The following is a 22,901-nucleotide window of genomic DNA, read 5'->3' as shown; positions in this document are numbered from 1 at the left end:
CTCCCAGCGTACCGGCCCGGGGCCTGGAACGGACGCCGACGGCAGCCTAGGGTGTGAGGAGGGACCGGCGGTTTCGCACGAGGGAGTGGGATGGCGAGGATGATCTTCGGGCGCGACCGCGCCGAGTTCGATCGCGGGCTCGGGTTCTTCGACGCGGTCTACGGCTTCGCGATCACCCTGCTGATCGCGAACGTCGACGCTCCCCCGGCCGACGCGTGGACGGATCCGGGTGCTCTGCTGGCGCACGGGCTCGGCTCGCAGCTGTTCGGGTTCGTGATCAGCTTCGCGGTGATCGCCCTCTTCTGGTGGACGAACACGCGGCTCGTGGGGCGGCTGCGGGGGATGGACGGCGCGGTCATCGCCGCGAACCTGGTCGTCGCGGCGCTCGTCGTGCTGCTCCCCTTCACCACGCAGGGGATCAGCGACCCCGAGATCTCCGAGCTGCCGCTGCCGACGGCGCTGTACGCGGTGAACGTCGCGGCGGCGATCCTCGCGCAGACGGCGATGTTCGAGATCGCGCGCGTGCGCGGCCTGGTGGCCGAGGACGTGCCGGACGCAGCGCGCTGGGCGGTGCGCCTCGACGTGCTCGCGCAGGTCGCGGTCTTCGCGGTGTCGATCCCCGTCGCCTATCTGGCGGGAACGGACTGGGGCCGGCTGACGTGGGCCGCGCTCGTCGTGGTCGGCCCGGTCATGGGCCGCTGGAGCGACGGGGTCGTCACCCGCTCGGCGAACTCCCAGCCGCACGATCGCACGACGACCTAGCGGAGCCGACCCCGCTGAGCTAAACTTGAGTCATCATCACTCAAGTTTGCGACGGCCCGTCCGGGCGGTCGCAGTCTGCGGAACGAGAAGGGACCCAGATGCAGGCAAACTGGCAGCCCGCCCAGGGCGAAGAAGAGCAGAGCGCCCTCGAGCAGTACGGCGTCAACCTCACGGAGGTCGCCCGCTCGGGCAAGCTCGACCCCGTCATCGGACGCGACTCCGAGATCCGCCGGGTGAGCCAGGTGCTCACGCGGCGCACCAAGAACAACCCCGTGCTCATCGGCGAGCCGGGCGTCGGCAAGACCGCCGTCGTCGAGGGGCTCGCCCAGCGCATCGTGGCGGGCGACGTGGCCGAGTCCCTGAAGGACAAGGAGCTCATCTCCCTCGACATCTCGGCGCTCATCGCGGGCGCGAAGTACCGCGGCGAGTTCGAGGAGCGCATGAAGGCGGTGCTGCAGGAGATCAAGGACTCCGACGGCAAGGTCATCACCTTCATCGACGAGCTGCACACGCTCATGGGGGCCGGCGGCGGCGAGTCGTCCGTCGCGGCGTCGCAGATGCTCAAGCCGATGCTCGCCCGCGGCGAGCTGCGCCTCATCGGGGCGACCACGCTCGACGAGTACCGCGAGTACATCGAGAAGGATGCCGCGCTCGAGCGCCGCTTCCAGCAGGTGTACGTGGGCGAGCCCTCCGTCGAGGACACGATCGCGATCCTGCGCGGCCTCAAGGAGCGCTACGAGGCGCACCACAAGGTGACGATCGCCGACTCGGCCCTGGTCGCCGCCGCTTCGCTGAGCAATCGCTACATCACCGCGCGCCAGCTGCCCGACAAGGCGATCGACCTGATCGACGAGGCGGCCTCGCGACTGCGCATGGAGATCGACTCGGCGCCCCTCGAGATCGACGAGCTGCGCCGCTCCGTCGACCGCCTCAAGCTCGAGGAGCTCGCCCTCAAGAAGGAGAAGGACGAGGCCTCGAAGGAGCGGCTGGCGAAGCTGCGCTCCGACCTGGCCGAGCGCCAGGCCGAGCTCGGCGTGCTCGAGGCGCGGTGGGAGCGCGAGCGCTCCTCGCTCAACCGGGTGGGCGAGCTGCGTGAGAAGCTCGACCAGCTGCGCATGGAGGCGGAGGTCGCCCAGCGCGAGGGCCGCCTCGAGAAGGCCTCGAAGCTGCTCTACGGGGAGATCCCCGTGATCCAGAAGCAGCTCACCGAGGCCGAGAACGCCGAGCTCGCGGGCGAGGTGGACGGCGAGCCGCGCATGGTCAACGAGCAGGTCACCGACGAGGACATCGCGGGCGTCGTCGCCGCCTGGACGGGCATTCCCGTCGGCCGCCTGCTGCAGGGCGAGACCGAGAAGCTGCTCGCGCTCGAGAGCGAGCTCGGCAAGCGCCTCATCGGTCAGGGCGACGCGGTCGCGGCCGTCGCGGACGCGGTGCGCCGCACGCGAGCCGGGATCGCCGACCCGAACCGGCCCACGGGCTCGTTCCTGTTCCTCGGCCCCACGGGCGTCGGCAAGACCGAGCTCGCGAAGGCGCTCGCCGAGTTCCTCTTCGACGACGAGCACGCCATGGTGCGGATCGACATGAGCGAGTACGGCGAGAAGCACTCGGTCTCCCGCCTGGTCGGCGCCCCTCCCGGCTACGTCGGCTACGAGCAGGGCGGGCAGCTCACCGAGGCCGTTCGCCGGCGCCCCTACTCGGTCGTGCTGCTCGACGAGGTCGAGAAGGCGCACCCCGAGGTGTTCGACGTGCTGCTGCAGGTGCTCGACGACGGGCGGCTGACCGACGGCCAGGGCCGCACGGTCGACTTCCGCAACGTGATCCTGATCCTCACCTCGAACCTGGGCAGCCAGTACCTGATCGACCCCGATATGGCGTGGGGCGAGAAGGAGGACGCGGTGCGCGAGACTGTGCGGCGCGCCTTCAAGCCCGAGTTCATCAACCGCCTCGACGAGATGGTGATCTTCCGGCCGCTCTCCGAGGACGATCTCGCGCAGATCGTGGGGCTGTCGATCGACCGGCTGCAGCACCGCCTGGCCGAGCGCCGGCTGACGCTCGGGGTGACCCCCGACGCGCGCGCCTGGCTCGCCGCCCGCGGCTACGACCCCATCTACGGGGCCCGGCCGCTGCGCCGTCTCATGCAGAAGGAGATCGACGACCGCCTCGCCCGGGCGATCCTGGGCGGCGAGGTGCACGACGGGGCGACGGTGCGGGTCGACGTCGCGGCCGACGGCGACGGGCTCGTACTGGAGAGCGTCGGGTCGATGCCCGCGAGCGGGGACGGTTCGGACGACGACGTGATCGAGGCCGAGCTGCTCGACGACTAGCGGCGAGCGCGCGCGGCTCCGGCGTCAGTACCCGAGCCGCGCGCGCAGATCGTTGAGCAGCTGCGACGAGCGCAGTGCGGTGTCGGGACCGACGGCGGACACCGCCTGCACCAGCACGTCGCTGACGAGAATGCCGGCGAGCCCCTCCGCCGTGAGACCGGTCGGCGTGTGGGGCGCGGTGAGCGAGGCGGTGACGCGCGGGGCGAGCTGTTCGTGCAGTTCGTCGGTGATGAGCAGCACACTCGCGCCCACGAGCTGCGCCTGGTCGAGCAGCGCTTCGATGTCGCGGGTCACGCGACCGGGCGCGAACACCACGAGCAGGTCGCGCGATCCCAGACTCATGACCTCGTCGGCGAGCCGGAAGCCGTCGGTCGCGAGTCGACGCGTGGAGACCCCGATGCGCCGCAGGCGCAGCGCAAGGTGCTCGGAGGCGATGCCCGAGGCGCCCAACCCGTAGCAGAAGACGGTGTCGGCGTGAACGATGAGGTTGACCGCCACGGAGTAGCGTTCGTCATTGTTCGCCCCGCGTCCGAGCTGCACGAGCTCCTCCGCCTCGGCCCAGACCTCGCGCTGGATCTGCCGGAGGTCCTGCCCCACGTGCTCGAGGCGCTGCCGGAGCCTGATGTCGGGAGCGACGCTCGAGCTGAACGGCGCCGCCACCTCGTGCTTGAGCTCGGAGAGGCCGGAGTACCCGAGAGACTGCAGCGTGCGCACGGCGGTCGCGTTGGAGGTGCGGCTCTGCGACCCGAGCTCCGCCGCGCTCGCGTAGAGCAGACGCTCCGCCGACATGGCGGTGAGCACGCTGCACACCGCACGCTCCGACTTCGACAGCTCGTTCCAGCGATCGGCGATACGGTCGCGCAGCTTCGTGAGCGCACGATTATCCGTATCGCTTGTTACAAACGGTTCCATAGATGTATCATCTCGTACTAGAAGGTGGATATCCGTAACGGATGTTCCACTCATCTTTCTCCGCCGAGCGGAGGATCGCAAGCCGGATCGCGGCCCGACCGCGATAAGACAGGGAGGTCTCCATGACTGATGCAGGGCGCATCCGAGTGCTCGAGGTGAGCGGTTCGCCGCGCGAGCGCGGCCGCCAGTACGGCGAAGGCGCCCGCGACCTCATCGCCGTCGCGATCGACTACTACTCCGAAGCGCTCAGCCTGCAAACGGGCATGAGCTGGAGCGCCATCACCGACTCGGTATCGCAGTGGCTGCCGATCTCGGAGCAGCTCGCACCGCACCTCGTCGACGAGATGCGCGGGATCGCGGAGGGTTCGGGCGCCTCGTTCTCGGAGATCTTCACCCTGAACGTGCGGGGCGAGTTCGTCTACGACCACCAGGCCGCCAGCCCGGCGACCGTTCCCGAGCCCGACGACGAGCAGGAGGAGGAGCGCGACGCGGTCGACGGCTGCACCTCCTTCTTCCTCACGGGCGAGGCGAGCGGCACGGGGCACACCCTCGTGGGGCAGAACTGGGACTGGCGCACGCTGACGGCGGAGACGACTCTCGTACTGCGAGTCGTGCAGGATCCGCTCCCGACCCTGATCATGCAGGTCGAGGCGGGTCAGGTGGGTCGCCACGGCGCGAACTCGGCGGGGATCGCCCTCAACGCGAACGGCCTGGGGGGCAGTTTCGGCAACGAGATCGGTCTTCCGCAGACACTGATCCGCCGCCTCGTGCTCGACGACGCCGATCTCGCGTCGGCCCTGAAGACCCTCGTGAGGACCCGCCCGCACATCGCGAGCAATGCGCTGCTCGCCCACAGCAGCGGCTTCGGCATCGATCTCGAGACCACCCCGCACGGCGTCGACTGGATCTATCCCGACGAGCGCGGCATGATCGCCCACACCAACCACTTCCAGGCCTCGGTGCCACCGCAGCTCGCCGGCCGCTACCGTCCCGTCTCCGCCGACTCCCTGCTGCGTCTTCCTCGGGTGCGGGCGGGCCTCGCGCGCGTAGCGGAGGCCGGAGACGCCGAAGAGGGCTTCGCGCTCGTGCGGGCCGCGATGTCCGATCACCTCGGCTATCCGGAGGGGGTCTGCACGCACCCCAACCCCGGCTCGCCGCCTCTCAAGCAGTGGTCGACCCTGCTCTCGAGCTGCGTCGACCTCACGAGCGGCGAGTACCGGATCGCTGCCGGGTATCCATGCGAGACCGACTACGAGTTACTGCCCTGGAACCTCTACGACGGCCCGGGGGCACCGGACTGATCCCGAGCCCGCCGCCCGCGACGATCAGCAGGGACGCCGGGCGATCGGCCAAACAACGAAGTTTGATGAACACATACGCTGACAAGGAGGCGTTTTCGATGAAGAAACCACAGCAACACGGGGCGCGGATCGCGCTGGGAACGGCGACCGTCGCCGCGCTCGCGCTCACTGGCTGCTCGGGCGGCGGCGGCGAGGGAAAGGCGAACCCGGCCCTCGACGCACCGTTCTCCGTGAGCACGCCGGCCGCTGCCGGTCCCGTCGAATCAGTGACCTGGATGCTCGGCTCCGAGCCGACCACGATGGACGCGGACATCGACGCGACCACGGCCGACGACACGGTGCTCGCGAACACCTGCGACCGCCTGATGCAGGTGCAGCCCGACCTCACACTCGGGCAGGGCATCGCGTCGGAGGCGGAGTGGACTGACGACACCCACGTCGTCTTCACTATCCGGCAAGACGCCGTCTTCCACGACGGCAGCCCCGCGAGCACCGCGGACGTGCTCTGGAGCATGCAGCGCCACGCGGCGGAAGGCGCCGCCGAGTCGGACGAGTACCTGAACGTGGTCTCGATCGAGCAGACGGCGGACGATCAGATCACCGTCACCACCACCCAGCCCGACGCGATCTTCCTGCAGGCGATGGCCGGCGACGGTGGCATCATCTGGAACCCGCGCGTCATCGAGGCCGAGGGAGAGGCCTTCGGCGGGCCCGGCTCCGCATCCGCGTGCAGCGGCCCCTACCAGATCGAATCGTGGGAGCCGGGCTCCCAGCTCACCATCGCGAAGTTCGACGACTACTGGAACCCCGACATCGACGCGCTCGCCGAGCGGGTGACCTTCCGCTGGGCCGACGAATCGGCCATCGCGAACAGCCTCAGCGCGGGCGAGGCGCAGGGCTCCTACCTCGAGAACGCGGGCGCCGCCGTCGCATTCGCGAACAGCGGAGACGTATCCGTGTTCCAGGGGCCCTCGACGAACGCGTGGGTGCTCGAGGCCACGGATCGCGGCGCACTCACCGACGTTCGGCTGCGAAAGGCGCTCTCGCTCGCTCTCGACCGCGAGGGCATCGCGACCGCGGCCTTCAGCGGCCTCGCCGAGCCCTGGAAGACGCCGGTCGGATCCGGAGCCTGGGGGTACGAGGTCGACGCCTTCGAGCAGGCCTTCGACGATCTCGAAGGCGCGCCGGCCAAGCCGAGCGAGGAGGACCTCGCCGAGGCGAAGGCGCTGGTGGAGGAGGCCGGGGCTCCGAGCGAGAAGCTCGTGGTCGCCTCGAACGGCTCATCGAGCCACAACGTGATCGCCAACGCGCTCGTCGCCGCGGCGAAGTCCGTCGGCCTCGAGGCCGAGATCCTCGTCGTGCCGCAGGCGCAGTACGGCGACTTCTACTCGGACACCGACCTGCGCGGTCAGGCCGACCTCTGGCCGGACGAGTACTACATCTCGAAGAACGATCCGCTCGGCTTCTACAAGAACGGCAAGTCCGACGCGAGCGTGAACTTCGGCATCCTGGACGACCCCGAGTACGACACGCTCGTCGACGAGGCCTACGCCGCCACCGACGATGCCGAGCGCGCCGAGATCACGATCGAGCTGCAGCGCCGCTGGGTGGAGAACGCCGTCTGGATCCCCGTCGTCGCGACGCCCTCCACTCTGGTGATGTCGAACGAGGTCACGGGCGTCCCGTCATCCGCCGCCTACATCTACTACCCGTGGGCGGCCGACCTGGGCACCGCGGAGGGATAGCCCGACATGTCCCACGCGATCCGGAAGCTCGGCGGCATGCTGCTCACGCTCATCGTCGCCTCCTTCATCATCTTCGCCGCGATGTTCGCCGCGCCGGGGGACCCGGTCACATTCCTGATCGGGAACCCCGAGAACATGACTCCGGAGCGGATCGCGAGCGTCCGGGCCCAGTACCACCTGGACGAGCCGATGCTCGCCCAGTACTGGCACTGGGCCTCGGGCGCCCTCACGGGCGACTTCGGGCGCTCATTCCAGTACCACCAGCCGGTGAGTCAGATCCTCGCGGCGCGCATTCCGGTGACGCTGGCCCTCGTCGGCTACGCCGCGGTGCTGCTCGCAGTCTTCGGGATCGGACTCGGCGTGCTCGCCGCGGTGCGACGGGGCCGCCCCACCGACACGGTCATCGTCGGCGGCACGACGCTCGCGGCGAGCATTCCATCGTTCGTACTCGGCATCGCCCTGGTCGCACTGTTCGCGGTGCAGCTGGGCTGGTTCCCGGTCGCGGGGGCGGGCAGCGGAGGGCTCGACCGGCTCTACGCGCTCACCCTGCCCGCGTTCACGCTCGCGATCACCGCGCTCGCGATCGTCAGCCGCGTCACCCGTCAATCCATGATCGAGCAGTTCTCCTCGGAGCACGTCGAAGCGGCGCGGGCGACGGGTCTCGCCGAGCGCTTCGTGGTGCGCGACCACGTGCTGCGCGGCTCGTGGGGACCCATCATCACGATGGTCGCCCTCGTGATCGCGAGCATGATCGCCGGCACCGTCGCGGTCGAGACCGTGTTCGGGATCTCGGGCGTCGGCTCGCTGCTCGTGGACGCGATCAACACCCATGACTTCCCGGTCGTGCAAGCGGTGCTGCTCTTCATGGTGGTCGCCTACATGGTCGTCACGACGGCGGTCGACCTCCTGCTGCCCATGCTCGACCCCCGCATCAATCGAAGGGCGGTGTCCGCATGACCGCACTGGTTCCCCCGCGCCTGCGCGCGCGACGCCGCTCCGGAACCGCGATCGGATACTGGGTCTCCCTCGGCTTCCTCGTCCTCGTCGTGATCGGAGCGCTGCTCGGCTCGGTAGTGGCGCCTTACGAAGCCGACGAGATCGACTTCGCCGCCGTGTGGTCCGCGCCGAGCGGCGCCCACCTGCTCGGCACCGACCAGCTCGGACGCGACCTGTTCTCCCGCCTGCTCATCGGGGCCGGCGAGACGCTCATCGGGCCGGTCCTGCTGCTCGCCCTCGCCACGGCGCTCGGCGTCGCCATCGGCGTGCTCGCGGCCTGGCGGGGCGGCTGGGTCGATACGCTGCTCGCGAGGATCACGGACGTCATGTTCGCGTTCCCGGGGCTGCTGTTCGTGGTGCTCGTGATCGCCGTGTTCGGCAAGGGGCCGATCACCGCCGTGGTGGCGCTCGCGCTCGCCTACGCCCCGGTCATCGCGAAGTACACCCGCAGTCTCGCACTCAGCGAGATGGCGCGCCCCTACATCGACGCCTACCGCGTGCAGGGCATGGGCGGGCTCGCGATCTGCCTCAGGGGCGTCGTGCCCAACCTGCTGCCCCCGCTCGTCGGCTATCTCGTCGTGCTGTTCGGGGAGGCGCTCATGAGCCTCGCGACCCTGAGCTTCCTGGGGTTCGGCGCACAGCCCCCGAGTTCGGAGTGGGGCCTCATGGTGCAGGAGGGGCAGGCCGGCATCGTGCAGGGCCAGTTCCTGCCGACGCTGGTGCCCGGCGCTGCGATCGCGCTCGTGGTGATCGCGGTCAACATCGTCGGGGTCCGCGTCGCCGACCGGCTGCTAGCGAGAGGATGAACCGATGCTCCTGGACATCAACGAACTGCACCTGAGCTTCGTCGGAGGCGACGAGCCGGCCCACATCCTCAAGGGCATCGACCTGCACGTCGCCGCCGGGGAGCTGGTCGGGCTCGTCGGCGAATCGGGCTCCGGAAAGTCGACCTCGGTGCGCGCAGCGCTTCGGCTCTACGGCGACGAGGCCGAGATCACCGGCAGCATCCGCGTCGACGGCACCGAGATGGTGGGCGCCGACGCGGCGACGTGCCGCCGGCTGCGCGCCGAATCCGTCGCGCTCGTGCAGCAAGATCCCCGAGCCGCGCTCAACCCGGTCCGCCGCATCGGGGACTCCCTCGCCGAGCGCCTCGTGCGCGTGCACGGCAAGCGCCGGAGAGACGCCGACGAGCGGATCCTCGCCCTCCTCACCGAGGTCGGGCTCACGCAGCCGGAGCGGCGCATGCGGCAGTACCCGCACGAACTGTCGGGCGGCATGCTGCAGCGCGTCGTCATCGCGGCGGCGCTCAGCACCGACCCGAAGCTGGTGCTGGCCGACGAGGCGACCAGCGCGCTCGACGTCACGACCCAGGCCGAGATCATCGCGATCTTCCAGCGTCAGATCCGAGAGCGCGGCCTCGGAATGCTCTTCATCACCCACGACCTCCACCTGGCGGGCGCGATCTGCGATCGCATCCACGTGCTGCAGCAGGGGGAGATCGTGGAGACTCTCGGGCGTCCGGGCCTCTTCGCCGAGGCGCGGCACCCCTACACGCGCTCGCTCATAGAGTCGGCGCCGGCGCTCGAACGGAGGGCACAGTCATGAGTCTCGTCGAGGTCACCGAGTTGCACCGCGTGTTCCAGATGGGCCGGGGCGCCGAGGACGTGACGGCCGTGAACCGGACGAGCTTCTCGATCGAGGCCGGCGAGGCGCTCGGGCTCGTGGGGGAATCCGGGTCGGGCAAGTCGACGATCGCGCGCATCCTCGTGGGGCTGGAACGGGCGGACTCCGGAGAGGCGCTCATCGACGGAGCCGACGTGCTGCGGCCCGCGCGGGGACGCGGCGCGCGTCTGGCGCGGGCACGGGCGGCGCAGATGGTGTTCCAGGATCCGAACGGTTCGCTGGATCGACGCCTCGCGGTCGGCGAGATGCTGCAGCGCACACTGCTGCAGCACGGGAGAGCGAGCGGGCGGGCCGAAGCGCGCTCCGGTGCGCTCCGGCTGCTCGATCGCGTGCGCCTCACGGAGCGCCAAGCCGCCGCTCGACCGCACGAGCTCTCCGGCGGCCAGCGGCAGCGGGTCGCGATCGCCCGGGCGCTCGCGGTCGAGCCGAAGCTCGTGGTGCTCGACGAGGCGGTGTCGGCCCTCGACGTGTCGGTGCAGGCGCAGGTGCTCGACCTGCTGGCCGAGATCCAGCGCGATTCGGGTGTGAGCTATCTGTTCGTGAGCCACGACCTCGCCGTGGTCCAGGAGCTGTGCCAGCGGGTGATCGTGCTCTTCCGCGGCTCGATCGTCGAGCAGGGCGCGACCGGCAGGGTCCTCGAAGCGCCCGAGCATCCCTACTCTCAGCTGCTCGTCGCGTCGACGCCCGGCCCCGACTGGGATCCCGAGCGTGTGGTGCGCGACCGGATGACCTTCACCCAGCGCATGTCGGTCGTGCCTGAGGCCTGAGGGCGCACGGCTCCGGCCGACCGATATCCGCCAAATCACGGACGCGGCGATCCGGGCCGGCGTGGTCTGATGAGGTGGTACCGCACCGTGGAGAGGACACCCGATGGATCTCAACAGCACCCTGCCGCGCCGAGTCGTCGTGACGGGCGCCGCTTCGGGCATCGGCCGAGCCGTCGCGGAGGGCGCGCTCGCCTCCGGCGGCCGGGTGCTCGCCATCGACCTGCACCCCGACGCGGCCTGGGACGCCCCGGGGCTCGTCCAGCGGGCCGCCGACGTCTCGGACGAGGCGCGGATCACCGAGGTCTTCTCGCAGGCTCCGGCGCTGCTGGGCGGCGCCCCCGACGCCGTGGTGCACTGCGCCGGCGTCTACCGCTGGAAGGCGCTCGCCGAGACGTCGGCCGAGGAGTGGGATCTCTCGATGCGCGTCAACGGCCGCGGCTCCTTCCTCGTCTCGCGGGAGGCTTCGCGGATCATCGACGAGGGAGCGATCGTGCTGCTCAGCTCGGTCGCGTACGGCCGCGGCGACGAGACGGAGCCCGGATCGGCCTACGCCGCGAGCAAGGGCGCGATCGTGAGCCTCGCCCAGCAGCTGGCGGCCGAGCTCGGCGGGCGGGGGATCCGCGTGAACGCCGTCGCCCCGGGCATGATCGATACTCCGATGCTGACCCTCGGGAACACCCCGAGGGCCGTCGAGGCGCTCACCGCGCACCTGCCGGCGCGCCGCCTCGGCACGGTCGACGACGTCGCGGCGGCGTGCCTGTTCCTCGCGAGCGGTTCCGCCGCCTACATCACCGGAACCACCGTGCACGTGGACGGCGGCTACCTCGCCAGCTGAGCGCGACGCGGCTGCGGGTCGTCCTCGTAGTCCTCGTCCGTCCAGTCCTGATCCTCGTCCACCCAGAACCGGAACCTCGCCCAGGCCTCGCTGAGGTACGGGACGAGCCCTCGGGGCATCAGGAGGATCACGACGAGCAGCACCGCTCCGAGCGCGATGAATCGGATCTCGGGCACGTCCTGCAACTGCATCTGCACGAACGAGATCAGCAGCGTGCCGATGATGGGTCCCGTGATCGTGCCGAGCCCGCCGACCACCATCATCGTGACGATGAGGGTCATCGGCCCGAGCCCCATCAGCGTGGGCGACGCGACCTCGAAGACGTTCGCGTACACGGCCCCGGCCACGCCGGCGAGGAAGCCCGAGATCGCGAAGATCAGCATCTGATAGGTCCGCTGTCCGATGCCGCGCGCCGACGCCAGCGCCGGGTTGTCCCGCATCGCGATCATCCCGTTGCCGAGCGGCGAGCGGATCATCGCGTACAGGATCAGGGTCGTGAGCACGGCCGCGCCGAGCCCGATCCAGTAGTTGACGCTCAGCGCCTGCGGCCCCGAGAACCCGAAGCCCGCGAATCCGGACATGCCGTAGCTGCCGCCGGTCACGCCGCTCTGGTCGGCCACGATCAGGAGGCGCACGACCTCGGCGAAGCCGAACGTGAGCAGCGACACGTAGATGCCGCGCAGCCTGAGCACGGGGATCGACAGCAGCAGCGCGATCGCACCCGACACGAGGCCCGCGAGCGGAATCGAGATCCACGGCGAGAGCGGCAGGTAGGTGGCGACGAGGGCCGCCGAGTAGGCGCCGAGCGCGTAGAAGGCGAGCTGGCCGAAGTTCCACACCCCGCCGTAGCCGAGCACGAGGTTCCAGCTCTGCGCGAGCGTGATGGTGATCATCGCGAGCGCCGCCGTGCTCAGCCAGCTGCGATCCGGCGCGATGAACGGGAAGACGACGGCGACGAGCAGCACCGCTCCCGCGAGCGCGGGCCGAGGGGTGGGCCACCCCATCGAGGTCGCGCCCCAGCGGGGTGCCTCCCCTCGCCCGAGCGCGGACCCGGCCGACGCGTCGAGGGCCTGCGTGCGATTCGAGTTCATAGCCTTGCCTCCTGCGGCTTGCCGGCGATACCGAAGGGACGCGCGATGAGCACCACGACGATCAGCGCGTAGAGCACCGGCATCGCGTACGTCGACGTCCAGAAGATGGAGACCGCCGCCTGCACGAAACCGATGATGTACGCGGCGATGATGGTGCCGCGCGTGCTGCCGAGGCCCGCGAAGATCGCGACGATCAGCGCTTGCAGCATCGGCAGGTCGCCCATGTTGGGCGAGACGAAGTACACGGGGGCGAGCAGCACGCCCGCGAGACCCGCGAGGCCCGCGGCGAGCCCCATCGTGAGCACGTAGGCCCGGCGGGCGGGGATGCCCATGAGCCTCGCCGCATCGAGGTTCTGCGCCACCGCCACGATGGCGAGGCCGTACCGCGACTTGGCGAGGAAGAGGCCGAGCGCGGTGAGCGCGAAGATCGCGATCCCCGCGGTCAGCAGCTGATGCCACGTGATGGAGACCCCGTCCGTGAGCTGGAGCCGCCCGGGCACGAGCGTCGGGAAGTCCTTCTGGCGCGGTCCGTAGAAGAGCTGCACCAGGTTCTGCACGATCGATGCGATCGCGAACGTCGAGATGAACGCCGTCATCTCGAAGTCGATGCCCGCGCGGCCGATCAGCCGGCTGACGCCGACGGCGTAGCTCAGCATGCCGAGCAGCGCGGCGGCGAGCACGGCGATGATCAGCCCCAGCCAGGGCGAGAGGCCGAAGTTCGCCACGAAGGTCCAGGCCGCGATGCCCCCGACCATCACCATCACGCCCTGCGCCATGTTCAGCACGCGGAGCGTGCCGTACACGAGGTTCATGCCGATCGTGATGAGCGCGAGCATCGATCCCTGCACCAGCGTGCTGACCAGGGTCTGCAGGATCAGATTCATTCCGTCACCCCCAGGTAGGTCTCTCGGAGCGCCCGCTCGTCGAGGAGCTCCGAACCCTCCGCCGAGCGGACGATCCCGCCGTTCTCGACGAGGTGGATCCGATCGGCGAGCGTCTGCGCCCGCGTGACGTTCTCCTCGACGAGCAGCACGGTCATGCCCGAGTCCACGATGCGGCGGATCCGCGAGTAGACCTCGTCGACGATCACGGGCGCCAGCCCCAGGCTCGGCTCGTCGATCATGATGAGCTTGCCGTCGCCCATGAGGCCGCGGCCGATGGCGAGCATCCTGCGCTCGCCGCCCGAGAGGGTGCGGGCGCGCTGCGTGCGACGCTCGAGCAGCCGGGGGAAGACGGCGTAGACCTCCTCCTGACGCTGCTTCGCCCGCTTCGACGCGCGCCTCGTGAACGCTCCGAGCGCCAGGTTCTCCTCCACCGTCATGTCGGGGAACACCAGGTCGCCCTGGGGCATGTGGATCAGGCCCCGTTCGACGAGCCTCTCGGCCCGCTCGCGCGTGATGTCCGTCCCGTCGAACCGGATCCTGCCCGACCTGGCGCGGATCAGGCCGCTGATGGTGCGCAGCAGCGTGGTCTTCCCGTGGCCGTTCGGCCCGACGAGCACCGAGCACTCGCCCTGGTCCACCTCGAGGGAGATGCCCTGCACGATGGTGGTGGTGCCGTAGCCGGCCACCACGTCGGTCAGCTCAAGCATTGCGCTCCTCCTCACGGGCGATCTTGATCGCGGCCGTCGAGGCCGCCTCCTCCGCCGAGGAGCCGAGGTAGACCCGGACGACGTCCGGGTCGGTCATGACGGTGTGCGGATCGCCCTGCCGCAGCGTCCTGCCCTGGTCCATGATGAGCACGCGATCCGCGAGCGTCATGAGCGCGCGCATGACGTGCTCGATGAGCACGATCGTGATCCCGCGCTCGGCGTTGATGCGCGAGAGCAGGGCGAGCATCGCGTCGATCTCCTCGTCGTTGAGGCCGCCGAACGGCTCGTCGAGGAACAGCATCTTCGGCGAGCTCGCCAGCGCCGATGCGATCATGAGGCGCTTCTTGTCGTAGACGGGGAGGTCGCCCGAGCGCTCCTCGGCGCGCTCGGCCAGGCCGACGAACTCGAGGGCCTCGACCGAGCGGTCCCACACGAGAGGGTCGCGGCTCAGGCTCTTCCACCACGGCTTCCCCGAACCGAAGTGGGCCCCGACGACCACGTTGCCCATGACCGTCTCGCTGTCGAACACCGAGGGCTTCTGGAACGTGCGGGTGATGCCGCGGTGGCAGATCGCGTGCACCGACGATCTCACGATCGAGACTCCGTCGAAGTCGATCTCGCCGCCCGTCGCGCGCACCATGCCGGTGACGACGTCGAACAGCGTGGTCTTGCCAGCGCCATTCGGACCGGCGATCCCGAATATCTCCCCCCGGCGCACGCTGAAGCTGACGTCGTTCACCGCGATCAGGCCGCCGTAGCGCTTCGTGGCTCCCCGCACGTCGAGGAGCACCTCCGTGCCCGCGCCCATCAGAGCCAGCCCGGAAGGGTGAACTCGCCGTTGATGTACGGCGCGGGCGAGATGAGCACCTGCTGCTTGTCCTGGATCTGATAGGTCAGGTGCGGCATGCCCAGGCTCGGGTCGTCCACCGCGTCGGGGTACGGGATCGCGGTGAGGTCCGTCTGATCGAAGCGGTAGGTGCCGACCACGCCGCGGAACGTGATCCCCCGCATGGCGGCGGTGATCCCCTCGGTGTCGTACGCGTCGCCGGCTCGCGAGGCCGCCAGCGCCCAGAGGCGCAGGATGTCGTACTGCGCGCCCGACTGGCTGAGGCCCGCCTCGGTGCCGTAGGTGTCGCGGTAGCGCTCGCGGAAGCTCGTGCCCATGTCGTCGGGCAGCGTGCCGATCGTGGTCGACCAGATCACCCCGTTGGCGGCGTCGCCCGCGAGCTCGAGGTACTCGGGCACGCTCGGTCCGTACTGCTGGTAGAGCAGCGACGGGGTCGGGGCGGTCGCGAACTGCTTCGCGAAGCTCGCGAGATCGCCGGCGAGGTAGTCGGTGACGAAGATGAGGCCGGGCGGGTTGTTGCGGATCTTCGAGAGCTGCGGACCCCAGTCGACGTAGGGGACGGAGACCTCCTCGTACATGGTGATGTCCCAGCCGAGCTCTTTGAGCCCGTCCATCATCACCGTGGCGATGGAGATCGAGTACGAGTCGTTGCTCGCGATCACCGCGGCGGTCGTGGAGGAGGGCGTCCAGACGCCCGAGTCGATCCACTGCGTCATCAGCTGGAGGAAGCCGCTCGCGTACCAGGGCTCTGTGGGGCAGCACTGGAAGATGTTCGTGATGCCGTTCTCCGCGACGTAGTCGGAGTTCGCCTGCAGCGTGTTGGTGTGGAAGAGCGGAACCCCGCCCTCCGCGTAGGTGTCGAACTCGACCGACGTGGTGGTCGTGTAGCCGCCCGACGCCGCCGCGACCTTCTCGCGGGAGACGAGGCGCTCCGCCACCTGGATGAAGTTCTCCGGCGCCTGGTCTCCGACGTCGCCGACGACGAGCTCCACCTGCTGGCCGAGCACGCCGCCCTCGGCGTTGATGTCCTCGACGGCCAGTCTCGCGCCGCGCTCCATCTCCTGGCCGTCGCCCGAGTAGGGGCCGGTCACCGGGGCGACGAGACCGAACTTGATGGTGCCCCCGCCGCCCGAGGCGCCCGCCGCTCCGCCGCGCGGCGCCGCGAAGTATCCTCCTGCGGCTCCAGCCACGATGCCGAGGAGTCCGGTCGCGCCGGCGGTGCGCACCAGATCGCGTCGGGTGATCCGTTTCCTCTTCACTCCACTCGGAGGCTGGTTCTCGCTCATACTCTTCCACTCCTTCGTGCGAACGACCGCGCGCCGCCGGGTACCCCCTGCCACGTCGGCTCTTACGCTAGGTCACCCGTCGAGACGTCGGCATGCGTCATTTGACGGATCTCGGGAGGACCGCGAAGCGGTCAGGAGAGCCAGGCGGGCGAGCGGAAGTCCGAGATGCGGCCGAAGGGCGCCGGGCTGAGCAGCACGTGCTCGCCGTCCTGGATCTGGTAGATCTGGTGAGCCTGACTCAGCGCAGCGTCGTTGGTGGTGTCGGGGTAGAGCTTCGGCGACTGGCCCGTCTCGCCGAAGTAGTAGACGCCGTTCACGCCCCGGTAGGGCCAGCGCCGGAGGTGCTTGACCACGTCGTCCACGTCGTCGGGGTCGACGGAGGACCAGGCCGCGGCGAGCATGCGCACCTGGTCGTAGAGCGCGCCGCCGATCGACCAGCCCGGATCCTCGCGGTACTTCGCCCGGTACTGCTCGCGGAAGCGACCGCCGAACTCGTCGTCGTACGTGCCCGTCGTGGTCGACCAGAGCACGCCGTCGGCCGCCGGGCCGAGCGCCTCGATGAAGGCCGGGTTCGACGGCGCGTAGATGCCGTAGACGAGCGCGGGGAACGGGTGGCGCAGGAACGCCCGCTGGAAGGCGGCGAACTCCTGCTCCAGGTAGCTCGCGAACAGGATCGCGGCGGGGCGCAGCCGCGCCAGCCGCGCGACCACGCCGTCCCAGTCGGTGACGCCGGGTGGTGTCAGGATCGGCTCGGCGACCTCCCACCCCTGCGCCGCCGCAGACTCGCGCAGCGCCGGGGTCGCCAGGTGCATGCTCGCCGTGGGCAGCTCGAGCGGCACGATGACCCGGCTCGGCGGAGTCCAGGCGCCGAGCCGCTCGAGCTGTCCGAGCAGGCGCAGCATCCCGGGGGCGTAGTGATTCTCGGACGCGCAGGTCTGGAACACCGTGCCGTACTTCCAGGGCTCGCGCTCGGCCCGCTGCACGTCGGCCTCGAACGTGGCCGTGTGCAGGAACGGCTTGCCGTACTCGGCGATCAGGTCGAGCGCCTCGGGCTGCTCCGCGCTCACATAGCTCGTGACGATCGCGTCGACGTCCGCCTCGAAGAGCATGCCGAGCCCCGCGCTGACGCTCGCCCAGTCGAACATGTCGACCTCGACGGCGACGGCCTCGATGCTCCGCCCCCCGATGCCGCCGTGCCGGTTGATCTCGTCGATCGCCAGGAGCGCGCCGCCCAGCACCTGGGCCCCGTCGGAGACCGAGGTCCCCGGGCTGAGGATTCCGACGCGGATCGGCACGCGTGCGGCGAAGTCCTCCCGGATCGGCCGGTAGTCGATCCCGAGGCGCCGCCGGTACGCCAGCTCGAGCTCCGCCACGCCGAGCCCGGTGCTCTCCGGGGGGCCGCCGGGCAGGGGCAGGCGCAGCAGACCGAGGTCGACCGCGAGCGCGGCGAGGCCCCCGCGCGAGCTCTGGGCGAGCTTCTCGAGCAGCCGCTCGATCTGGGTCGAGACGGTCCTCGCGGAGGTGCCGAGCCGCTCCGCCACTCCGCCGTTGGTGTGCCCGAGGGCGACGAGGGTGAGCACGTCGAGCTCGCGCACCGTGAGCCCTCGCGGCATCTCGCTCGGCCGGAGGCGCACGAACACGCGCTCGGTTCCGGGCCTGCGTTCCCCGGGAGCGTGCTCGAGCGTGAGCTGCACGTCGACCCACTGGCTCTCATCGCGCCAGATGAACCTCAGTGCGGGGCGGCGGATCTGCAGGAACGCCTTGGCGTAGCCCCAGATCTCCGGCGGGACGTGCTTCGGGAGCGAGTCCACCGGAGTGGCCGCCGAGATGGTGCGCTCAACGACTGCCTGCAGCACGAGCACCTCTCCGTCCGATCGCTCCCCGGGTGGTAGGGAGATAGTAGCAAGCGGGGCACGACGCCGGCGGGGCGCGGGCCCGGGCGGCGCCCCGTGCGGCGGGGCGGGCTCAGCCGAACTGCACGCCGCCGTTCACGGCGATGCGCTGACCCGACACGTAGCGGCTGTCGTCGCCGAGCAGCCAGGCGACGGTGTCGGCGACGTCCTCGGGGGCGCCGTGACGCCGCAGCGGGACGCGCTCCCGCAGCTCGGCGTAGCGCTGCTCGGCGGTGATCCCCTGCTCCCTCGCCTGGAACTCCACCTCCTCCGCGTGCATCGGGGTGAGGATGAAGCCGGGCGCCACGGTGTTGCAGGTGATGCCCGCCGGGCCCAGTTCGATCGCGAGCACCCGCGTCAGGGTGTGGATCGCGCCCTTGCTCGCGCAGTAGGGTCCGCCGCCGGCGACGGGCTCGTCGCCGAACAGTGAACCCATGTTGACGATGCGCCCGCGCGGCGAGCGCTCGAGCAGCGGCACGACCAGCTGGGTGAGCCCGATCACCGCGACCACGTTGACCTCGAGCGTGCGCCGCAGGGCGTCGAGGTCGATCGCGGCGACCTCGGCGGACTCACCCGGCGCGGCGGCGTTGTTGACGAGCGCGTCGATGCCCCCGAACGCCTCCGTCGCCGCCTCGACGAGCTCCCTCCGGACGGCCTCGTCTGCGAGGTCGCCCACGACGGTCACGACGGCGCCCTCCGAGACCTCGGGGGCGAAGAGCTCGGCGAGCCGCGGCGAGGTGTCGCCGAGCCCGAGCCGGTACCCGTCGGCGAGCAGGCGCCTCGCGGTCGCGAGGCCGATGCCCGAGGCCGCTCCCGTGACGATCGCGACTGCGGCGCGATCGGCGCCGTTCCTCTGGGCGGGGGGTGGTGATGGCATGTGCTCCTCGAACCTCGTGCGCTGACGTCTGCCTCCTACTCTCGCCGCCGCGCCGCCCGGGATCATCGGTCGATTGACGTATGGGGTCGGTGCGGGCGCCGATGCGGGCGCGAGACCGCCGCGCGCCGTACGTCGAATGACCCATGCACGGGGCCGAGCAGCCGCAGCACAATGAGGTGACCCGGGGCGGGACCGCCATCCCGGACGACCGAGGGGAATCGACGATGACCTTGCCGAGGTGGACGATCAGCATCGACGCCGGGGGAACCTTCACCGACGCCATCGCGCGCAGCAGCGGTGGCGAGATCGTCGAGGCCAAAGTGGCCTCGACGCCGGCGGATCCGTCGCTCGGCCTGCGCAGCGCCGTCGCGGCCCTCGAGGATCAGGGTGTGAAGCTGCCCGACGTGTCCCTCGTCTGCCACGGCACGACCGTCGCGACGAACGCCACGCTCACGGGCTCGCTCGGTCGCGCGGCGCTCGTCACCACCGAGGGGTTCCGCGATGTGCTGGGCTACCGGCAGCAGCACCGCCCCGATGTCTACAGTCTCACCCCGCGGCGCCCGGCCGAGCTCGTGCCGCGCGAGCTGCGCTTCGAGATCGGGGAGCGCCTCGACTCGGCGGGTCGCGTGCTGAAGCCGGTGGACCGCGCCGGCCTCGAGGCGATCATCGAGCAGCTGCGCGCGGCCGCGCCCGAGGCCATCGCCGTCTCCCTGCTCTTCAGCTACCTCAACGACGCGCACGAGCGCGAGGTCGGCGAAGCGCTGCGCGCGGCGTTCCCCGACACCCCCGTGACCCTCTCGTCCGAGCTCGTCCGGGAGTTCCGCGAGTATCCCCGCACGGCGACGACCGCGATCAACGCCGCGCTGCGCCCCATCGTCGAAGCGTATCTGGGCCGCGCCGGCAGCGCGCTCGCTGCCAGCGGCGTCGGGTCGCAGCTGCTGGTCATGCAGTCCAACGGCGGCTGCGTGCCCGCGTCTCGCGCGGGGGCGGAAGCGCACCGCCTGGTACTCTCGGGGCCGGCCGGAGGGGTCGCGGGGCTGCACGCGCTCGCCGAGTCGCTCGGCGAGCCGAACCTCATCAGCCTCGACATGGGCGGCACCTCGACCGACGTCTGCCTGCTGCGCGACGCGAGCATCCCCTTCACGACCGTGCAGGAGGTGCAGGACCACACCCTGCTCGCACCGACCGTCGACATCCACACGATCGGCGCCGGAGGCGGCAGCATCGCCTGGATCGATCAGGCCGGCAGCCTGAAGGTGGGACCCATGTCGGCGAAGGCCGTTCCGGGCCCGGCCTCGTACGGGCGCGGCGGCGTCGAACCCACGATCAGCGACGCCCACGTCGTGCTCGGCACGCTGGGCTCGGGAGAGCTCGCGGGCGGTCTCGTCATCGACCGCGACCTCGCCGTGACCGCCGTCGGCCGGATCGCCGAGCCGCTCGGCATGGCCGTCGAGGAGGCGGCGGAGGCGATCCTCGCCATCGGGCTCGCCCACATGGTCCGCGCCGTGCGCAAGGTGAGCGTCGAGCGGGGCCTGGACGCGCGCGAGTTCTCGCTCGTGGCGTTCGGCGGGGCCGGCCCGCTCCACGCCGGGCTGATCCTGCGGCACATGGCGCTCAAGAGCGCGATCATCCCCCTGCGCCCCGGCCTCTTCGCCGCCGACGGCCTGCTGGTCGCCGGGCTCAAGCTCGACCACTCCCAGACCCTGCTCTTCGAAGCCGAACCCGCGCGCATCCCCGGGATCCGGGAGTGGTTCGAAGAGGCTGCGCAGGAGGCCGCCGAGCAGCTCGCCGAGGACGGCGTGGACCCCGGCCGCATCGAGTACACGGCGACGGTCGACTGCCGCTACCGGGGCCAGGGGTTCGAGCTCAACATTCCGCTCTCGGGGTGGGGCGAGGAGGAGCTCGCGGACATCCCCGAGCGCTTCCACGAGGCGCATCATGAGCGATACGGGCACAGCAACGCAGCAGAGCCGGTCGAGATCGTGACCGTGCGCCTCACCTCGACCGGCGTGATCGACCGCGGCGCCGAGCCCGCGGTCCCCGTCGCGGCACGGGCCCTGCCCGAGGACGCGGTCGTCGCCGAGCGAGAGGTCCTGCTCCCCGGGTGCGGGCGCATGCGCACGCCCGTCATCGAACGCGGCGCACTGGTCGCGGGCGCCGAGTTCACCGGGCCGGCGATCATCCAGCAGATGGACGCCACCTCCGTCATCCTGCCCGGCCAGCTCGTACGCGTGGCCAGCACGCTCGACCTCATAGTCACCGAATCAGACCGAGACGAGGAGTCGCGATGAGCACCCCAGTGGACACCGTCACCTTCGAGGTGGCCGCGGCCGCGCTGCAGTCGGCCGCGGAGGAGATGGGCAGCGTGCTGAAGCGCTCGAGCTACAGCCCCATCATCCGCGACATGGACGACTTCTCGTGCGCGCTCTTCACCGCGGACGGCGACCTCGTGGCGCAGGCCGACTACATCCCGGCTCAGCTCGGGGCGATGTCGCTCGTGGTGAAGTCGGTGCTCCGCGCCTGGCAGGGTCGCATCCGAGCCGGCGACGCGTACATCTGCAACCATCCGTATCAGGGTGCGATGCACCTGCCCGACGTCAACATCGTCACACCGATCTTCGTCGGAGGGGCGCTGATGGCGTGGGCGGGCACCGCGGCCCACCACATCGACGTCGGCGGCGTCAATCCCGGAAGCGAGGGGCCGGAGCTCGGCGACCTCTACGGCGAGGGGGTCGTCATGCCCCCGATCCGACTCTCGATCGCCGGCGAGGAGAACGAGGACCTCGTCGCCCTCCTCACCGAGAACTTCCGCGATCCGCTGTCGACGCTCAGCGACCTCCGCGCGCAGCGCGCGGCCTGCCACCTCGGAGCCGAGCGGGTGCACGAGCTCGCCGCCCTGTACGGCACGGCCGAGCTGCTCGAGGTCATGCAGCGCATGCTGGACGGCGTCGAGACGACCATCGGGCGCCTCCTCTCGGCCTTGCCCGACGGTGCGGGCGAGGCCGAGGGAGCGCTCGACGACGACGGCCGCGGCGGCGACCCCACGCGCATCCACGCGCGCATCGAGAAGCGCGGCGGCCGCCTGGCCATCGACCTCACCGGCTGCGGGCCCCAGACCGCCGGAGCGATGAACATCCCCTGGGCGAGCGCGCGCGCCGCCCTCGTGTACGCGGTGCGCGCGGTCGTGGCTCCCGCGGTGAGCGCGAACGACGGCCTGCTCAGGGTGCTCGACATCACGGCTCCGCAGGGTTCGGTCGTGAACCCGCTGCCGCCCGCGGCGGTGTCGATCCGGCACAACTCGTGCCAGCGACTGGCCGACACCCTGATCCACGCCATGCACCGGATCTGGCCCGACCTCGCGGTCGCCTCGAGCCAGGTGAGCTTCTTCAGCTTCAACATCGGCTCGACCCACCCGCGCACCGGCGCCCCGTCCGTGATGGCCGATGTCGTGGGCGGCGGCACGGGAGCCACGCGGGAGGGAGACGGGCTTGACGGCGTCGACACCTACATGGCGAACGTGGGGGTGATGCCGACCGAGGTCGTCGAGACGAACTACAACGTGCGGATCCTGCGCACGGAGTTCCGCCCCGGATCGCAGGGCCTGGGCAAGTACCACGGCGGCCTCGGCCTGGTGCGGGAGTACGAGATCCTCGAGCACCCGCAGCACGCGACCTTCTACGCGGAGCAGACCGATGCGCGATTCGCCCCGGCCGGGGCGGCGGGCGGCGGCGACGCGCTGCCGACGACCATCACGGTCATCGGCCCGGACGGCGCCGTCATCGATCGGCCGATGAAGACCTCGCGCGTGCTCGCACCCGGCACCGTCGTGCGGGTCGAGAGCGGCGGCGGTGGCGGCTACGGCGACCCGGCGGAGCGCCCCGCAGAGCTGCACGAGTGGGACGCGCGCGAGGGGCGGCTCGGCGGGACCGAGGCGCGGAGCGACGACGACGGATCCTCGCGCGCGAGCGCGGATCCCGCAGGGAGGGAATGAC

At 70.6% G+C, this 22,901-nt stretch carries 19 protein-coding genes; 11 read left to right on the top strand and 8 right to left on the bottom strand.

Annotated elements, in window-relative coordinates; genetic code table 11:
* The first annotated feature begins 90 nt into the window (after window positions 1–90).
* Both JD276_RS07290 and JD276_RS07285 read left to right on the top strand, forming a co-directional pair.
* The gene (locus JD276_RS07290) at window positions 91–762 is read left to right on the top strand and encodes a TMEM175 family protein (protein ID WP_200114987.1); all 672 of its coding nucleotides are present in this window, start codon (window positions 91–93) and stop codon (window positions 760–762) included.
* A 98-nt stretch (window positions 763–860) separates the two neighbouring features.
* Entirely contained in the window at window positions 861–3,086 is a 2,226-nt protein-coding gene (locus JD276_RS07285; protein ID WP_200114986.1) for an ATP-dependent Clp protease ATP-binding subunit, read from the top strand.
* A gap of 24 nt (window positions 3,087–3,110) precedes the next feature.
* Here JD276_RS07285 and JD276_RS07280 read toward each other — a convergent pair whose 3' ends face one another.
* Window positions 3,111–3,998: a MurR/RpiR family transcriptional regulator gene (locus JD276_RS07280; RefSeq protein WP_200114985.1), complete on the bottom strand. Its 888-nt coding sequence runs from the start codon at window positions 3,996–3,998 to the stop codon at window positions 3,111–3,113.
* 122 nt (window positions 3,999–4,120) lie between these two features.
* Here JD276_RS07280 and JD276_RS07275 point away from each other — a divergent pair, with 122 nt between their 5' ends.
* The 7 genes from JD276_RS07275 (at window position 4,121) to JD276_RS07245 (ending at window position 11,325) form a co-directional block, all read left to right on the top strand.
* A complete protein-coding gene (locus JD276_RS07275; protein ID WP_200114984.1) occupies window positions 4,121–5,299 on the top strand; it encodes a C45 family autoproteolytic acyltransferase/hydrolase in 1,179 nt (392 codons plus the stop codon).
* Window positions 5,300–5,397: 98 nt separating this feature from the next.
* A complete protein-coding gene (locus JD276_RS07270) occupies window positions 5,398–7,044 on the top strand; it encodes an ABC transporter substrate-binding protein (RefSeq protein ID WP_200114983.1) in 1,647 nt (548 codons plus the stop codon).
* A gap of 6 nt (window positions 7,045–7,050) precedes the next feature.
* Window positions 7,051–8,001 (top strand): ABC transporter permease, encoded by a 951-nt coding sequence (locus tag JD276_RS07265; protein WP_200114982.1) that lies wholly within the window; start codon window positions 7,051–7,053, stop codon window positions 7,999–8,001.
* Window positions 7,998–8,846: an ABC transporter permease gene (locus JD276_RS07260; RefSeq protein WP_200114981.1), complete on the top strand. Its 849-nt coding sequence runs from the start codon at window positions 7,998–8,000 to the stop codon at window positions 8,844–8,846. Before JD276_RS07265 ends, JD276_RS07260 begins: the two co-directional genes overlap by 4 nt.
* Before the next feature lie 4 nt (window positions 8,847–8,850).
* Window positions 8,851–9,645, top strand: coding sequence for an ABC transporter ATP-binding protein (locus JD276_RS07255; protein WP_200114980.1), 795 nt, complete (start codon window positions 8,851–8,853; stop codon window positions 9,643–9,645).
* The gene (locus JD276_RS07250) at window positions 9,642–10,490 is read left to right on the top strand and encodes an ABC transporter ATP-binding protein (RefSeq protein WP_200114979.1); all 849 of its coding nucleotides are present in this window, start codon (window positions 9,642–9,644) and stop codon (window positions 10,488–10,490) included. The genes JD276_RS07255 and JD276_RS07250 overlap by 4 nt, the downstream gene beginning before the upstream one ends.
* A 103-nt stretch (window positions 10,491–10,593) precedes the next feature.
* Window positions 10,594–11,325, top strand: a complete 732-nt coding sequence (locus JD276_RS07245) for an SDR family NAD(P)-dependent oxidoreductase (RefSeq protein WP_200114978.1) — start codon at window positions 10,594–10,596, stop codon at window positions 11,323–11,325.
* On the opposite strand, the gene JD276_RS07240 is transcribed toward JD276_RS07245, so the two are convergent.
* The 7 genes from JD276_RS07240 to JD276_RS07210 form a co-directional block, all read right to left on the bottom strand.
* Window positions 11,310–12,416, bottom strand: a complete 1,107-nt coding sequence (locus JD276_RS07240; protein WP_200114977.1) for a branched-chain amino acid ABC transporter permease — start codon at window positions 12,414–12,416, stop codon at window positions 11,310–11,312. The genes JD276_RS07245 and JD276_RS07240 overlap by 16 nt on opposite strands.
* The gene (locus JD276_RS07235; protein ID WP_200114976.1) at window positions 12,413–13,300 is read right to left on the bottom strand and encodes a branched-chain amino acid ABC transporter permease; all 888 of its coding nucleotides are present in this window, start codon (window positions 13,298–13,300) and stop codon (window positions 12,413–12,415) included. Before JD276_RS07235 ends, JD276_RS07240 begins: the two co-directional genes overlap by 4 nt.
* Window positions 13,297–14,007 carry an ABC transporter ATP-binding protein gene (locus JD276_RS07230; RefSeq protein WP_200114975.1) on the bottom strand — a complete coding sequence of 237 codons (711 nt, stop codon included), beginning with the start codon at window positions 14,005–14,007 and terminating at the stop codon, window positions 13,297–13,299. Before JD276_RS07230 ends, JD276_RS07235 begins: the two co-directional genes overlap by 4 nt.
* The gene (locus JD276_RS07225; protein WP_200114974.1) at window positions 14,000–14,815 is read right to left on the bottom strand and encodes an ABC transporter ATP-binding protein; all 816 of its coding nucleotides are present in this window, start codon (window positions 14,813–14,815) and stop codon (window positions 14,000–14,002) included. The genes JD276_RS07230 and JD276_RS07225 overlap by 8 nt, the downstream gene beginning before the upstream one ends.
* The gene (locus JD276_RS07220) at window positions 14,815–16,140 is read right to left on the bottom strand and encodes an ABC transporter substrate-binding protein (RefSeq protein WP_200114973.1); all 1,326 of its coding nucleotides are present in this window, start codon (window positions 16,138–16,140) and stop codon (window positions 14,815–14,817) included. Before JD276_RS07220 ends, JD276_RS07225 begins: the two co-directional genes overlap by 1 nt.
* A gap of 131 nt (window positions 16,141–16,271) precedes the next feature.
* Entirely contained in the window at window positions 16,272–17,996 is a 1,725-nt protein-coding gene (locus tag JD276_RS07215) for an ABC transporter substrate-binding protein (RefSeq protein ID WP_200114972.1), read from the bottom strand.
* A 109-nt stretch (window positions 17,997–18,105) separates the two neighbouring features.
* Window positions 18,106–18,909: an SDR family NAD(P)-dependent oxidoreductase gene (locus tag JD276_RS07210; RefSeq protein WP_200114971.1), complete on the bottom strand. Its 804-nt coding sequence runs from the start codon at window positions 18,907–18,909 to the stop codon at window positions 18,106–18,108.
* 224 nt (window positions 18,910–19,133) lie between these two features.
* On the opposite strand from JD276_RS07210, the gene JD276_RS07205 reads away from it, so the two are divergent.
* Together JD276_RS07205 and JD276_RS07200 are read left to right on the top strand one after the other, a co-directional pair.
* Window positions 19,134–21,200 (top strand): hydantoinase/oxoprolinase family protein, encoded by a 2,067-nt coding sequence (locus JD276_RS07205; protein ID WP_200114970.1) that lies wholly within the window; start codon window positions 19,134–19,136, stop codon window positions 21,198–21,200.
* Entirely contained in the window at window positions 21,197–22,900 is a 1,704-nt protein-coding gene (locus tag JD276_RS07200; protein WP_200114969.1) for a hydantoinase B/oxoprolinase family protein, read from the top strand. The genes JD276_RS07205 and JD276_RS07200 overlap by 4 nt, the downstream gene beginning before the upstream one ends.
* Window position 22,901 lies beyond the last annotated feature (1 nt).

Source organism: Leucobacter chromiisoli (genome assembly GCF_016522505.1).
In the GTDB taxonomy this organism is placed as follows: Bacteria; Actinomycetota; Actinomycetes; order Actinomycetales; family Microbacteriaceae; genus Leucobacter; species Leucobacter chromiisoli.
The sequence above is the reverse complement of the archived record's forward strand: the minus strand, read 5'-3'. Positions and strand labels throughout refer to the sequence as shown.